The sequence below is a fragment of the Brevundimonas lutea genome (assembly GCF_003704105.1).
Taxonomy (GTDB): domain Bacteria; phylum Pseudomonadota; class Alphaproteobacteria; order Caulobacterales; family Caulobacteraceae; genus Brevundimonas; species Brevundimonas lutea.
This window is the reverse complement of sequence record NZ_QUOQ01000006.1, coordinates 29,324-44,374: the sequence shown is the minus strand read 5'-3', so window position 1 is coordinate 44,374 and position 15,051 is coordinate 29,324. Positions and strand designations below refer to the sequence as shown.

The following is a 15,051-nucleotide window of genomic DNA, read 5'->3' as shown; positions in this document are numbered from 1 at the left end:
GCCGCCCTTTTTTCTGTCTGGGTCGCACCCCGGATTACTCCGGGGTGGTTTCCATGCCTTCAGTCCCCGTCGGGTCCGCCGAGTCCATCGCCGGGGCCTCGGTGGGCGCCTCGGCGGGAGCGGCGGCGGACGCCTCGGCCGTGGCGGCCGCATCGACCTGGGCCGCGTCAAATTCCGCCTGGGTCCAGGCGGTGACGATGTTGGCGCCGTTCATGGTCAGACCCTCGGCCGGAACCGGGCGCACCTGACCGTCGGCGGCCCGCACCAGGATGTTGTAGGAGCCGTCCGCGCCCTGGGCCGCGCCGTGCAGCGTACCGAGCGTCGCCCCGCCCGAGCCCACGACGGTAGCGCCGGGCGTCAGGGTCAGTTCGCCGGAGGCGGCCGGAGGGTTCAGCGCCGGGTCGGTCGGGGCTGCGTCGAACTGGGCCTTGGCCCAGGCGGTCACGATGGTCGCGCCATTCATGCTGATGCCTTCGATCGGCACCGCCTTGACCGTGCCGTCCTCGGCCCGGACGTGGAGCACCGTTGACCCGTCGGCGGCCGTTCCCGCGCCGTCGAGGCGCCCGTAGACCACACCGTCGGCGCCGGCGACATCCGCGCCAGGTTGCAGCGCCAGTTGCGCGCCCTGAGTCTGCTCAGCGGGCGCCGGAGCGGCCTGCGGAATGGGGGCGACCTGGGCGACGGCCGGGGCGGCGAAAGCCAGGGCGCCGGCGACGCCGGCGAGAAGAACGGTCTTGCGGATCATGAAAGTCTCCAGATGTGGCGGGATCGAAATCCCTGACGAAAGGTAAGATTATGGGGGCGGCCGTGGCGGATCGCCAAAGCGACGCGTCGCCACGGCCATAGAACGGAACGCCTCGCGGGCGATTTCGACGCACCAAAGTTCGGCGCCGGTCAGCTTTCAGGCGCGTCGTTGAACTGGCTCTGGGTCCAACCGGTGATCACAGCGCCGCCTTCGACGCGGGCGCCGTTAGTCGGGATGGTCTTGGTCGCGCCCTCGGCGGTCTGAACGACAAGACCTTGAGCGCGTCCTGCGCTGTCTCTGGCGGCGCTGGAAACCGTTCCGAGCATCGATCCATCAGAGCCATGCACCATGGCGCCCGCCTGGACATCGAGGTCTGCGTCAGCGCCGTCGGAACCAGCCGCAATGGAGCCATCGGCGTTGGCCTGTCCCTGAGCCGACACCGGCGGGGCAGCATCCTGGACGTCATTGACAGTGTCCCGCGCGGCGTCGCGCGTACGATCGACCGTGTCGCGGGTCAGGCCTGCGGCGTCATTGAGAGTTGAACCGAGCGGCGGCGTGGCCACCTGGCCACCGACCGAACCGCCGACCTGACCGCCCAGAACCTGGGCGGAAGCCGGGGCGGCCATGACCAGCACGGCGGCGCCGGCGAGGAGAGAAAGACGCGTCATCACGAACTCCTGCGGAGTGTTACAAACAGCGTCTAGAAGCCCGGCAACGGCGCCGAGGTTGCGGCGGCCCCGAAATCACCCCGCCCCCGCCCGGAATGGGGCGACGCGGTGAACGGGCGTTCAGCCTTGGCCGCGAGCCGCCATCACTCGGGGCGCACGCGCTTCTTGCGGAACGACGGGTTCAGCACCTGCTTGCGCAGACGGATCGACTTGGGCGTGACCTCGACCAGTTCGTCCTCGTCGATATAGGCGATGGCCTGCTCTAGGCTCATCACCCGGGGCGGGGTCAGGCGCACGGCCTCATCCTTGCCCGAGGCGCGCACGTTGGTCAGCTGCTTGCCCTTGATCGGATTGACATCCAGGTCGTCCCAGCGGGCGTTCTCGCCGATGATCATGCCCTGATAGGTCTTTTCGCCGGCGCCGACGAACATCACGCCGCGATCCTCGAGGTTCCACAGGGCGAAGGCGGCGGTGTCGCCGTCGGAGTTGGAGATCAACACGCCCTTCAGGCGGCCGGCGATCGCGCCCTTGTGCGGCTCATAATGCGAAAAGACCCGGTTCAGCACGCCCGAGCCGCGGGTGTCGGTCAGGAACTCGCCCTGATAGCCGATCAGGCTGCGCGACGGCGCCTTGAGGCTGATGCGGGTCTTGCCGGCGCCCGACGGGCCCATGTCGGACAGTTCGGCCTTGCGGGCCGACAGCTTCTCGATGACCACGCCGGTGAACTCGTCGTCGACGTCGATCATGACGTCCTCGATCGGCTCCAGCCGCTCGCCGTTCTCGCCTTCCTGATAGACGACGCGCGGACGGCTGATGGAGACCTCGAACCCCTCGCGGCGCATGTTCTCGATCAGCACGCCCAGCTGCAGCTCGCCGCGGCCCGCGACCTCATAGGCGTCGCCGCCCGCGGTCGTGGAGACGCGGATGGCGACATTGGCCTCGGCCTCCTTGAGCAGGCGATCGCGGATGACGCGTGACTGGACCTTGTCGCCTTCGCGACCGGCCAGGGGGCTGTCGTTGACCGAAACGGTCATGGAGATGGTCGGCGGATCGATCGGCTGGGCCGGCAGGGCCTCGGTGACCTCCATGGCGCACAGGGTGTCGGCCACGGTGGCCTTGGACATGCCGGCGATGGCGACGATGTCGCCCGCCTCCGAGCCCTCGTCCAGCGCCTGACGCTTCAGGCCGCGGAAGGCCAGCACCTTGGTGATCCGGCCGCGCTCGATTTCCTTGCCGTCGCGGTCCAGGGCGTGGATGGCCATGCCGGGAACGGCCTTGCCGCTCTCGATGCGACCGGTCAGCAGGCGGCCGAGGAACGGATCGCTTTCGATCAGCACGTTCAGCATCTGGAACGGCTTGTCCTTGTTCTCCTGAACCTTGGGCGGCGGGACGTGGCGCACGATCAGGTCGAACAGCGGCGACAGGTCGCCATTGGGCTGGTTCAGGTCCAGCGTCGCCCAGCCGTTGCGGCCCGAGGCGTAGATGTGCGGGAAGTCCAGTTGCTCGTCGGTCGCGCCAATGGCGGCGAACAGGTCGAAGGTCTCGTTGTGGACGCGGTCGGGGTCGGCATGGGCGCGGTCGACCTTGTTGATGCACAGGATGGGACGCAGGCCCATCTTCAGCGCCTTGGTCAGCACGAACTTGGTCTGGGGCATAACGCCCTCTTCGGCGTCGACCAGGATGACGCAGCCGTCCACCATGCCGAGGATCCGCTCCACCTCGCCGCCGAAATCGGCGTGGCCGGGGGTGTCGATGATGTTGATCCGGGTCTCGCCCGCCTCGCCGTTCCAGAGCACCGAGGTGCACTTGGCCAGGATGGTGATGCCGCGCTCCTTCTCCTGATCGTTGGAGTCCATGGCGCGTTCGGTGGTCGCCTCATTGGCTCGGAAGACGCCGGACTGGGCCAGGAGCTGGTCCACCAAGGTGGTCTTGCCGTGGTCGACGTGGGCGATGATGGCGACGTTGCGGAGGTTCATGACAGACAGCCGGGAAGAGGGCGCGGGCGAAACGGCGGGCGGCGACATCGCCGGGCCGGGCGCGTGCGAACGCGAGGGAAGGAGAGGGGCGCCCTCATACAGACAACCGATGACAAACGCCAGACGGCCTCTTCGGCGCCGCACAACGACGCGCCGGGGTCTCGTCGGTTGTCGTGACGGAAACCGCCCTCTAGGACAGAGGCAACGACGGCGGGCCAGCACCTGAGGCCTGTCGCGCCTGGAAGCGCCGCGCGGAAGCCTCATGACCGATCTGACCGAAAAACAGACCTTCACCGCCGAGGAGGCCCTGGATTTCCACCGCGAGCCGACGCCCGGCAAGATCTCTATGGCGCCGACCAAGCCGATGGCGACCCAGCGGGACCTGTCGCTGGCCTACTCGCCGGGGGTGGCCGTGCCGGTGCTGGCCATCGCCGAGGACGCGGACCGCGCCTACGACTACACCTCCAAGGGAAATCTGGTCGCCGTCATCTCCAACGGCACCGCCATCCTGGGTCTGGGCAATCTGGGCCACATGGCCTCCAAGCCGGTGATGGAAGGCAAGTCGGTCCTGTTCAAGCGCTTCGCCGACGTCGACAGTTTCGATGTCGAGGTGAAGACCACCGACCCGGACGAGTTCGTCACCGTGGTCAAGAACATCGGCGACACCTGGGGCGGCATCAATCTGGAGGACATCAAGTCTCCGGAATGTTTCGTCATCGAAAGCGAGCTCCAGGACCTGCTCGACATCCCGGTGTTTCACGACGACCAGCACGGCACGGCCATCATCTCCACGGCCGGTCTGATCAACGCCTGCCACATCGCCGGCAAGAAGCTGGAAGACGTGCGAGTGGTGCTGGTCGGCGCCGGCGCAGCCGGGCTGTCATCGATCGGCCTGATGAAGGCCGCCGGGGTGCGGGCTGAGAACACCGTGATCCTCGATCGCGACGGGGTGGTCTACAAGGGCCGCGACAATGTCGATCAGTGGAAGGCGGCCCACGCCACCGACACGCCGCTGAGGACACTGGAAGAGGCCATGGTCGGCGCCGACGTGGTCATCGGCCTGGCCGCCAAGGGCGCGATCACCAAGGACATGGTGGCGTCGATGGCGCCCAATCCGATCATCTTCGCCATGGCCAATCCGGACCCCGAGATCACGCCCGAGGAGGTCGCCGAAGTGCGTTCCGACGCCATCGTCGCCACCGGCCGGTCGGACTATCCCAACCAGGTCAACAACGTCCTGGGCTTTCCCTACATCTTCCGCGGCGCGCTGGACGTGCGGGCGCGCCAGGTGAACCACGAGATGAAGGTGGCCTGCGCCGAGGCCCTGGCGGCCCTGGCCCGAGAGGACGTGCCCGACGAGGTCGCCGCCGCCTACTCGGGCCGGAAGCTGAAATTCGGCCGCGAGTACATCATCCCCACGCCGTTCGATCCGCGGCTGATCTGGTACATCCCGCCGTTCGTGGCCCAGGCGGCCATGGACACCGGCGTGGCGCGCAAGCCGATCGAGGACATGAACGTCTATCGGGCCGAGCTACGCCAGCGCCTCGATCCGTCGGCGGCCCTGATGCAGAACATCTCCTCTGCGGTGCGGGCCTCGCCCAACAAGCGCATCGTGTTCGCCGAGGGCGAGGAGACCTCGGTCATCCGCGCCGCCTGGGCCTTCAAGCAGCAGGAGCTGGGCACGCCGATCCTGGTCGGACGCGAGGATCTGATCCGCCAGAACGCCGCCGAGGCGGGCCTGCGCTTCGACGAGCTGGGCATCGAGATCGTCAACGCCCGCGTCTCGGACAAGAACGTCGACTACACCGACTTCCTCTATGAGCGGCTGCAGCGGCGCGGCTACCTGCGCCGCGACGTGCAGCGGATGATCAATCAGGACCGCAACTATTTCGGCGCGGCCATGCTGGCCCGGGGCGACGCCGACGCCATGGTCACCGGCACGACCCGCAACTTCAACATGGTGCTGAAGGAGGTCCGCCGCGTCCTGGACGTCAAGGGCGACAGCCTGATCGGCGTGTCGGTCATGCTGGCCAAGGGCCGCACCCTGTTCGTGGCCGACACCTCGATCCACGAGCTTCCGGACGCTCAGGAACTGGCCGACATCGCCATCCAGGCGGCGGCGACGGTGCGCAAGCTGGGACGCAATCCGCGCGTGGCCTTCCTTAGCTATTCGACCTTCGGCAACCCACCGGGCGACCGGGGCGAGAAGGTGCGTGAGGCGATCCGCATCCTCGACGCCAAGGGCGTGGACTTCGAATACGAGGGCGAGATGCCGCCGGAGCTGGCGCTGGATCCCGCCCAACGCTCGGCCTATCCCTTCATGCGGCTGTCGCGCGACGCCAATGTGCTGGTCATGCCGGCGATCCACTCGGCGTCGATCTCGACCCGGCTGGTCCAGGCCCTGGGCGGCGCCACGGTGATCGGACCGCTGCTGGTCGGACTGGAGAAGTCGGTGCAGATCGTGTCCCTGGGCGCCTCGGTCTCGGAGATCATCACCGCCGCCACCTTCGCCGCCTATGAGGAGGGCGCGGCCCAGGAGATCTGAACGGAACCGGCAAGCAGCCGGCCGGTTGGGCTCCAAAGCGAGGAGCCGACCATGGGCGATAACCAGACCAACGGCCGCGAGAAGAACGGCGCCACGCCCGCCGGCAAACCTGATCCGTCCACGTCTCAGACCGATACGGACCGGACAGGCCGCCGTGAGCGGCGTTCGGCGGGGCCCGATGGTCCGGAGGCGGCCGAAATCGGCGACACCTTCAAGCGCTGACAATCCTTCGCGACAGGATTGCGGAGCCGTGTTAGGGCGCGGGTGAGCATAAGTCGTTCCGCGAGCCCTCCCGCCTTGGCCTTCTTCCACGCCGGCCCCGCGCCCCAGGCCTTTGGTCCCGCCTCGGGCGCGCTGCGCGACGGGCTGCGGCTGGCGCCCGGCATGAAGGTCGGGCTGTTCGGCGGCTCCTTCAATCCGGCCCACGCGGGTCATCAGCATGTGGCCGAGACGGCGCTGCAGAGCCTCGACCTTGACCGTGTTGTCTGGCTGGTCTCGCCGCAGAACCCGCTGAAGGACCCCCGCGACAGCGCTCCGCTAGACGAACGAATGGCCTCAGCCCGGAGAGCGGCGCGCGGCCCATCGATGGTGGTGTCGGATTTCGAGAGCCGCGCGGGGGTCCAGCGGACCATCGACACCCTGCGTCTGCTGACGCGCCGCCATCCGGACGTGCGGTTCGTCTGGCTGATGGGCTCGGACAATCTGGCCGGGTTTCACCGCTGGCGCGGCTGGACCGACATCATGCGGCTGATGCCCGTGGCGGTGATCGCCCGGCCGGGCTCGCTGCTGGAGAGCCGCACCGCCCCGGCCGCGGCCCGGTTCGCCTCCGCCCGGGTCCCGTCCGCGCGCGCCGCCCTTCTGCCCTACATGCCGGCGCCGGCCTGGACCTATCTGACCGCCCCACTCAATCACATGTCCTCGACCGCCTTGAGGGCCGACCCGGCGGACCGGTGACCTTTTCCGCCGTCTGTGCTAGGGGTGGCGCCACTTATCCAGATTCCGGAGTTCTCCGCTGACCGCCTCTCCCGCGCACGACGCGCAAGACGACGCCGTCTCCAACACCGCTCAAGAGATGGAGCCCTTCGCGCCCATCCACGACGAAGACGGCGCACCGGCCCCTTCCGACCAGCCTCTCCCGACCGGCTCGACCCCGCTCGAGACTGCGCTGTTGCACCGGCTGGACGAGGACAAGGCCCAGGACATCGTGTTGATCGACCTCAAGGGCAAAAGCCCGATGTCCGACAGCATGATCATCGCCTCGGGCCGCTCACACCGCCACGTCGGCGCCATCGCCGACCACCTGCTGCGCACCCTCAAGGAGCAGGGCATGGGCAAGGCGCGGGTCGAGGGACTGCCGCACTGCGACTGGGTGCTGATCGACGCCGGGGATGTGATCGTTCACCTGTTCCGACCCGAGGTCCGGGCCTTCTACAATATCGAGAAGATCTGGTCGGGCGACAGCGCACACCGCGGCGCCGGCGTGGCCTGATCCTGCATACGCGGTGACGTCCGCGATCCGCGACGTCGCCGTGGTCGGCGCCGGTCCGGCCGGCCTGGCCGCCGCGCTGATGCTGGCTCGCCAAGGGCGTCGCGTCACCATTCTGGAGCGGTTCGAGGCGGCGCGCCCGGTGGGCGCCGGCTTCATGCTGCAACCCACCGGCCTGCATGTGCTGGATTGTTTGGGACTAACCGGCGCCGCTCGCGACCTCGGTCAGCCGCTAAAGCGGATCGTCGGGCGAGAGGCCCGACGTGGCCGGACGGTTCTGGACATGCGCTACGCCGATCTGGCCCGTCCGCGCGCAGACGGACTGGGGGCCCTGGGTCTGCACCGCGCCGCCATCTTTCAAGTGCTGTTCGACGCCTGCCTGGCTGAGAGCGTGGCGATGCAGACTGAACGGGAGGTCGTCGAGGTCGACGACGGCCGTCCCGTCGACGCCGTCGGCCGAAAATTGGGTCGTTTCGATCTGGTCGTCGACGCTTCGGGGGCGCGGTCGCGGATCGCCGAGGCCCTGCCCGGCCACCGAGCGCCGCTCGGTTGGGGCGCCCTGTGGGCCACAGTTCCCTGGCCCGGAGCGCCGTTCGATCCGGCGGCCCTGCAACAGGTGTATCGGGGCGCGGCGAAGATGATCGGGGTGCTTCCGGTCGGTCGACGGCCGGGAGACCCGCACCCCGTCGCCACCTTCTTCTGGAGCCTGAAGCACGGCGACCATGACGCCTGGCGCTCGGCCGGGCTGGCGGCGTGGCGAGACGAGGTGGCGGCTCTGTGGCCCGAGACCCAGCCGATCCTGGATGGGATCGACGATCCCGACGCCCTGACCCTGGCTCGCTATGGCCACCGCACCCTGACGCGGCCGGTCGGACGTCGGTTGGCCGTGATCGGCGACGCGGCCCACGCGACCAGTCCCCAACTTGGGCAGGGGGTGAATATGGGACTACTCGACGCCTTGGCCCTGGCGGAGGCGCTGTCCGCCCATGCCGATCTTGAGGAGGCCCTGTCGGAGTATGCGCGCCGGCGTCGGTGGCATGTGCGGCTGTATCAGACGCTCAGCTGGGTGTTCACACCCTTCTATCAGGCCGATGGTCCGGGGCTGCCGTGGATTCGCGATCATGTGCTGGGACGTATGACGCGATTGCCGCTCGCGGATCGCATCCTGGCGGCGACGGTGTCGGGCCTGCTGCTCGATCCGCGCGGCGGCCGCGCCGCCGCGTCCCTCAGCGATCGACGCTGACGGGACGGTCCGGATCACACACGGCGCGGATGCCGGCGGCGGCGAAGCGGACCATATAGGCGCTGGCCGCCTCCAGGTCGCCCGAACGGCACAGACCTCCGGAAAGGCGGTCGATACGGCCGGTCTCGCCCAAAGTCAGCGTCAGGGCGCCCGACAGATTGTGCCAGGCCCAGTACAGGTCGACGTCGCGCGCGCCCGGGACCAGCGGTCGGATCAGCTCGATCAGCCGCCGGATCGCCGGATCGAAATAGCGCGCCATGGTCTCGCCGCCGAACGCCGGATTGGCGTTGGTCTGGGCGACCAGCACCGAATAGTGTTTCCACCCGGGCCCTCCCCGGAGGGACCGCTCGAACGGCGGTGTCAGAAAGGCTTCCAGCAAACCCTCCAGGCTCATGGTTCCGGCATGGTCGGCGGCGTAGCGGTTGATGGCGTCGATGCGCTCGGCGTTCAGCACCTCGGCGCGTCTGAGAAAGACCGCGTCGAACAGGTCGCGCTTGGCCCCGAAATAATAGTGCACCAGGGCGGTGTCGACGCCCGCCTCTCGCGCCACCTCGCGGATGGCCACGCCGTAAAAGCCGTGTTTGGAAAACAGGTCCTCGGCCGCGTCGAGAATGGCTTCGCGCGTGTCGCCCTGCTGGCGCGTCTTGGACGGGCGGCCGCGCGCGGGCTTGGCCGCTGTCAGCGGGATGGGCGTTGTCATGAGTGAAGGCTTATCCCGGCCTTCCGCACCCGACAATGAGCGCGTCGATGGTGTCGCAACAACCACACGCCCGCGCACTTTGCGTTTCCGCCAAGCGTAACCGTTTGACAGCAGACCCGGTCGACGGCACTTCTCGGAAAAATCATTGAGCGCTGAATAAAAGCGCTTCGGGAAACGTTCAGACGGGGGTCGAAATCGACATGACCAGGCTTGTGAAGTGCGCGCTGCTGTCCAGCGCCGCGTGGGGTGTGCTGGCGGCCGGAGCGGTCGCGCAGGAGGCGGGGGGCGATCCTCAGGCCACCCAGCTCGAGGAAATCGTCGTCACCGCGCGGCGCACCGAGGAATCCCTGCAGCGCACGCCGCTGTCGGTTTCCGCCTTCAGCGAAGCGACCCTGGAGCGCCTGGGCGCCACCGAGGTGACCGACCTTCAGGGGGCAGTCCCCAACCTGAACCTGGTGCAGGGCCGCGGCTCTTCGGACGCCACCAACATCTATATCCGCGGCATCGGCCAGCCCGACGCGCTGCAGACTTTCGATCCGGCCGTCGGCGTCTATGTCGACGACGTCTATTACAGCCGCATCCGGGGCACTCAGCTGGATCTGCTTGATCTGGAGCGCGTCGAGGTGCTGCGCGGTCCGCAGGGCACGCTGTACGGCAAGAACACCATCGGCGGGGCCATGAAGCTGGTCACCCGCCGGCCGGACTCCGGCCCCTATCTCAACGCGTCGGCGACGATCGGCGAATACTCCGAAATGGAGGCGCGCATCTCCGGCGGCGCTCCGATCAGCGACACGTGGGCGCTGGGCGGCGCCTTCATGGTGGCCAAGCGGGACGGCTATGTGTCCGACCCGGTGCTGGACCGCGAGTACAACGACGAGGACACCATCGCCGGCCGGGTCAGCGCCGCCTGGACGCCGTCGGACACGTTCCGCCTCGACCTGACCGCCGACTATACGCGTCAGCGTCCGTCCATGACCGTGGGCCGCTCGGAAAGCGCCGTCTTCACCACCGACCTGGCCCTGGGAACCGTGACCGTGCGCAACCCGGCCCCGGCGCCGGGCAGCGAGTTCGACTACAGCACCCGCACCACGCCGGGTCTGCCCAACGAGACGCCGCTGGATCATTGGGGCCTGTCGGCCATCGCCGAATGGACCCTGTCGGACAGCCTGACTCTGAAGTCGATCACCGCCTATCGCGACCTCGGCTATGACGACTACATCGACATCGACGCCACCCAGTTCGAGATGGGCGATGTTCTGGTCGCCGTCGACCAGGACCAGTTCAGTCAGGAGTTCCAACTGAACTTCGACAACGGCGGGCCGATCACCGGCGTGGCTGGCGTCTATTATCTGGACGAGGGCATCACCTCGCACCAGGAGGCCTATGGCGACGACCTGTTCACCGTGCTGGGCCTGCCGGTCCAGTTCCTGCGGACCATCGACGACGATCTGCAGACCACCAGCTGGGCCGCCTACGCCAACGCCACCTGGGCGGTGACCGACGCCCTGAGGCTTTCCGGCGGGCTGCGCTACACCAAGGAAGAGAAGGACTACGACCGCACGACCACGACCTTCTGGGACATTCCGGCCACCGGCATCCCGGCCCTGGACGCCGCCTTTGCGGGCTTCAACGCCGACCCCAGCTTCGCCTTCCAGGTCCAGGACGACTGGTCCGACGTCTCGCCGATGGCCTCGGTCGACTATCAGATCGACGACAACGCCATGGTCTATGCGCGGGTCGCCAAGGGCTTCAAGTCGGGCGGCTTCAACGGTCGGGCCAACAACCCCGGTGAACAGCAGCCCTATGATCCGGAAACGGTCACCAGCTTCGAGGTCGGGGCCAAGACCGAGTGGTTCGATCGTCGCCTGCGCGCCAACGTCGCGGCCTTCCACAACGACTATCAGGACTTTCAGGCGCGGGTGTCGGACTGCGTCGACGACGCGACTGTTCCGGGCGGGAACTGCACCATCGCCCTGACGGTGCTGAACGCCGGCGAGCTTGAGATTCGCGGCGCCGAGCTGGAGCTTTCGGCCAATCCGACCCCGGCCCTGCAGCTGGACGCCCAGGTCGGCTGGCTGGATGCGGAATACGGCGAGTTCAACGAGGTGCGGGTCATCGGCGGCGTCGAGACCACCATCGACCGCAGCTGGCAGACCCCGGCCTTCTCGCCGGAATGGACCGCCCGCTTCGGCGCCAACTATCTGTTCGACCTCGGCGCCAACGGGCTGCTGACCGTCGGCGGCCAGGCCAACTATCGCTCCCGCATGGCCCTGGCGGTCGACAACGCCGACATCTTCACCCGGGTCGAGTTCCCCGGCATGTTCCAGGATGACTACTGGCTCTACGACGCCCGGGTGGCGTGGGAGACCCAGGACGGCCGCTACGCCGTCACCCTCAACGGCAAGAACCTCGGCGAGGAGGTCTATCGGACCGACGCCCAGGAGTTCTCGGCCGTCGGCGGCATCCGCACCGCCTACTACGGCGCGCCACGCACGGTCAGCCTGACCCTGACCGCGCGGTATTGAGGCACGTGGTCGACTGAACCGGAAGGCGGCGGCTCGAGAGGGTCGCCGCCTTTCGCCTTTCCGGGCCGGGCCGCAATGGCTACGCTCACGTCAGGCCGCGCCAGACGGCCCTGAAGACTGTCGAGGACCTGCTCCGTGACCGACACCGCCACCGCCGCGACCGCTCCGACCCGGCCGGGCTACCGCTTCTACGTCCTGGCGGTGCTGATTCTGGTCTATATGCTGAACTTCCTGGACCGGCAGATCATCGGTATCCTGGCCGCGCCCCTGAAGGCCGAATTCGGGCTGTCGGACAGCCAGTTCGGCCTGCTGGGCGGCATCGCCTTCGCCTCGGTCTATTCGACCTTGGCCATTCCCCTGGCCTGGATGGCCGACCGGTTCAGTCGGGTCACGATCATGACCGGCGCCCTGGCGGTGTGGTCAGGCTTCACCGCCCTGTGCGGCGTGGCCGGCAGCTTCACCCAGCTGTTCATGTTCCGGATGGGCGTGGGTGTGGGCGAGGCCGGTGGCGTGGCCCCGGCCTATTCCCTGATCGCCGACTATTTCCCGCCCCATCAGCGAGCCCGCGCGCTTGCGGCCTTTGCCTTCGGCATCCCGCTGGGCACGGCGGCGGGGACCCTGGTCGGGGGACTCTTGGCCGCCACCTACGGCTGGCGCACCGCCTTCATCGTCGTCGGTCTGCTGGGTCTGTTGGTCGCGCCTCTGATGAAGCTGACCATCAAGGATCCTCAGCGCGGCGGCACGGACGTGGCCAAGCCGACGCCGGCGATCGCGCCGAGTGTGGGGATCGACGGCGCGCCCGCCGACGCTCTGCCGGCCCACGCGTCGGACCGTGTTGGTCGGATCGCCAGTCTGATCATGCTGGGGCTGGGCGGCGGCTGCCTGCTACTGGCGCTGATCGCCTGGCTGAGCAGCCTGGCCGGCCTGAATCCGCTGGTGCTGGGCTTCGGCGGCCTCCTGGCGCTCGTCATCGGCGTATCGCTGATGATCGCGCGAGTCACCGCCTCGGCGGTCATCCCAAAGAAGAGCTTCTGGCTGCTGGCCCTGGGCGCCGCCTCGTCGTCGGTGTGCGGCTATGGCGTGGCGGGATGGCTGCCGCTGTTCTTCATGAGAAGCTTCGACCTGACCCTGGCCCAGACCAGCTGGTACTATGCGGGTATCGCCCTGATCGGCGGCCTCGCCGGCATCTGGGGCGGCGGGATGATCGCCGACAAGCTGTCCCGGCGCGGCAAGGGCGCCTATCCGCTGACGCCGGCCATCGCCTTCCTGATCTCGGCGCCCTGTTTCATCCTGGCCATGAACTCGCCCTGGCTGATCGGCCTGGTGCTGCCCGGCGGCGGCTCGCAGGCGCAGCAGCTGACGCTGGCCTTCCTGATCTTCCTGATTCCGACGGGTCTGAACCTGGCCTGGCTGGGGCCGATCACGGCGGCGGTCCAGCATCTGGTCGCCGCGCCGATGCGCTCGACGGCTTCGGCCCTCTTCCTGCTGATCAACAACCTGCTCGGCATCGCCGTCGGCTTCTACTATTTCGGCTGGATGAGCGATCTCCTGGCGCCGCGCTTCGGCGAGGAGAGCCTGCGCTGGGCCATCTACACCGGCATGGGCTTCTATCTGCTGGCCTCGATGCTGCTGATCGGCGCCTCGCGGACGCTGAAGCGCGACTGGGTGGACTAGGTCGGGCGCCTTGCTTGCGCCGTGCGGGGCTTCCATAACCCGGCGATGACCGCAGCCCCCGGCAAACGCCTGTTCATCAAGACTTACGGGTGCCAGATGAACGTCTATGATTCCGAGCGCATGGCCGATGTCCTGCGCCCGCTCGGCTATGCGCCGACCGAGACGGCCGAGGACGCGGACTTCGTCATCCTCAACACCTGCCACATCCGCGAGAAAGCGGCCGAGAAGGTCTATTCCGAGCTCGGCAAACTGAGGATGCTCAAGGAGGAGCGGGCCTCGGGCGGGGCGGCCATGACCATCGCCGTCGCCGGCTGCGTGGCCCAGGCCGAGGGCGAGGAGATCATGCGTCGTCAGCCGGCGGTGGACCTCGTCGTCGGCCCCCAGGCCTATCACCAGCTGCCCGAGCTCCTGACACGCACGGCGCGGGCGCGCGGCGAGCGGATCGGCGCCGACTTCGCCCCCGACGCCAAGTTCGACGCCATGACCTCCGAGCGGATCGGCGCGCGTGGGGTCGAGGGACCGACGGCCTTCCTGACCGTGCAGGAAGGCTGCGACAAATTCTGCACCTTCTGCGTGGTGCCCTATACGCGCGGCGCCGAATGGTCTCGGCCCGTGGCGGCGATCCTGGCCGAGGCGCGCGAACTGGCGGCGCGAGGCGTGCGCGAAGTCACCCTGCTGGGCCAGAACGTCAACGCCTATGACGGCGAGGGGCCGGACGGCGCGCCCTCGACCCTGGCGCGGCTGGCCTATGCGCTGGCCGAGATCGAGGGGCTGGACCGCATCCGCTACACGACCAGCCACCCCAACGACATGGGCGAGGACCTGATCGCGGCGCATGCCGATCTGGACGCCCTGATGCCCTATCTGCACCTGCCGGTGCAGTCGGGCTCGGACCGCATCCTGCGCCTGATGAACAGGAAGCACGGCCGCCAGAAATATTTCGACCTGATCGACCGCATCCGCACGGCGCGGCCGGACATGGCGATCTCGGGCGATTTCATCGTCGGCTTCCCGGGCGAGACTGACCGCGATTTCGAGGACACGCTCGATCTGGTTCGTCAGGTGAACTACGCCTCGGCCTTCAGCTTCATCTATTCGCCGCGCCCCGGCACCCCGGCGGCGACCATGGCCAAGCCGGTCGAGCCCACGGTCGCGTCGGAACGGCTGCAGGCGTTGCAGGCCTTGCTGCTGGAGCAGCAGGTGGCGTTCAACCGGTCGCAGGCCGGCCGCACCCTGCCGGTGCTGTTCCAGAAACAGGGCCGCCACGGTCGTCAGGCCATCGGCCGCTCGCCGTATCTTCAGTCCGTCCACGTCGAGGACGCCGACCACCTGATCGGCCAGATCGTCGAGATCGAGATCCTGACCGGCCAGCAGAACAGCCTTAGCGGCGCCCTCAAGCAGGCGACCTCCGCGAGGTCGGCGCTAGGGCCGGAAAACACGCCGCTCAAGCAGCGAGGTCCCGCGGACCGAGCGGTACTGGCCCACTAAC

At 68.2% G+C, this 15,051-nt stretch carries 12 protein-coding genes; 8 read left to right on the top strand and 4 right to left on the bottom strand.

The window, feature by feature from the left end:
• Positions 1-34: 34 nt before the first annotated feature.
• The 3 genes from EES48_RS11610 to typA all read right to left on the bottom strand — a co-directional run bounded on the left by EES48_RS11610 (position 35) and on the right by typA (position 3,389).
• Positions 35-745 (bottom strand): hypothetical protein, encoded by a 711-nt coding sequence (locus EES48_RS11610; protein WP_122467045.1) that lies wholly within the window; start codon positions 743-745, stop codon positions 35-37.
• 149 nt (positions 746-894) lie between these two features.
• Complete coding sequence (locus EES48_RS11605) at positions 895-1,413, bottom strand: hypothetical protein (RefSeq protein ID WP_122467043.1); 519 nt, start codon at positions 1,411-1,413, stop codon at positions 895-897.
• Positions 1,414-1,556: 143 nt separating this feature from the next.
• The gene (gene typA / locus EES48_RS11600; protein WP_122467558.1) at positions 1,557-3,389 is read right to left on the bottom strand and encodes a translational GTPase TypA; all 1,833 of its coding nucleotides are present in this window, start codon (positions 3,387-3,389) and stop codon (positions 1,557-1,559) included.
• A gap of 262 nt (positions 3,390-3,651) precedes the next feature.
• Between typA and EES48_RS11595 the strand changes: the two genes are divergently transcribed.
• From EES48_RS11595 to EES48_RS11580, 5 genes are all read left to right on the top strand, one after another.
• Positions 3,652-5,934: an NADP-dependent malic enzyme gene (locus tag EES48_RS11595; protein WP_122467040.1), complete on the top strand. Its 2,283-nt coding sequence runs from the start codon at positions 3,652-3,654 to the stop codon at positions 5,932-5,934.
• 51 nt (positions 5,935-5,985) lie between these two features.
• Positions 5,986-6,156: a hypothetical protein gene (locus tag EES48_RS14890; protein ID WP_162998136.1), complete on the top strand. Its 171-nt coding sequence runs from the start codon at positions 5,986-5,988 to the stop codon at positions 6,154-6,156.
• Positions 6,157-6,231: 75 nt separating this feature from the next.
• A complete protein-coding gene (locus EES48_RS11590; protein ID WP_122467038.1) occupies positions 6,232-6,888 on the top strand; it encodes a nicotinate-nucleotide adenylyltransferase in 657 nt (218 codons plus the stop codon).
• A 118-nt stretch (positions 6,889-7,006) separates the two neighbouring features.
• A complete protein-coding gene (rsfS, locus tag EES48_RS11585) occupies positions 7,007-7,423 on the top strand; it encodes a ribosome silencing factor (protein ID WP_122467036.1) in 417 nt (138 codons plus the stop codon).
• 13 nt (positions 7,424-7,436) lie between these two features.
• Positions 7,437-8,663, top strand: coding sequence for an FAD-dependent oxidoreductase (locus EES48_RS11580; RefSeq protein WP_122467034.1), 1,227 nt, complete (start codon positions 7,437-7,439; stop codon positions 8,661-8,663).
• Here EES48_RS11580 and EES48_RS11575 read toward each other — a convergent pair.
• The gene (locus EES48_RS11575; protein WP_122467031.1) at positions 8,647-9,363 is read right to left on the bottom strand and encodes a TetR/AcrR family transcriptional regulator; all 717 of its coding nucleotides are present in this window, start codon (positions 9,361-9,363) and stop codon (positions 8,647-8,649) included. The two genes, EES48_RS11580 and EES48_RS11575, sit on opposite strands and share 17 nt — an antisense overlap.
• Positions 9,364-9,563: 200 nt before the next feature.
• On the opposite strand from EES48_RS11575, the gene EES48_RS11570 reads away from it, so the two are divergent.
• From EES48_RS11570 to miaB, 3 genes are all read left to right on the top strand, one after another.
• Entirely contained in the window at positions 9,564-11,888 is a 2,325-nt protein-coding gene (locus EES48_RS11570; protein WP_122467029.1) for a TonB-dependent receptor, read from the top strand.
• Positions 11,889-12,023: 135 nt separating this feature from the next.
• Positions 12,024-13,562: a spinster family MFS transporter gene (locus EES48_RS11565; protein ID WP_205679450.1), complete on the top strand. Its 1,539-nt coding sequence runs from the start codon at positions 12,024-12,026 to the stop codon at positions 13,560-13,562.
• Positions 13,563-13,607: 45 nt separating this feature from the next.
• Entirely contained in the window at positions 13,608-15,050 is a 1,443-nt protein-coding gene (miaB, locus tag EES48_RS11560) for a tRNA (N6-isopentenyl adenosine(37)-C2)-methylthiotransferase MiaB (protein WP_122467027.1), read from the top strand.
• Position 15,051 lies beyond the last annotated feature (1 nt).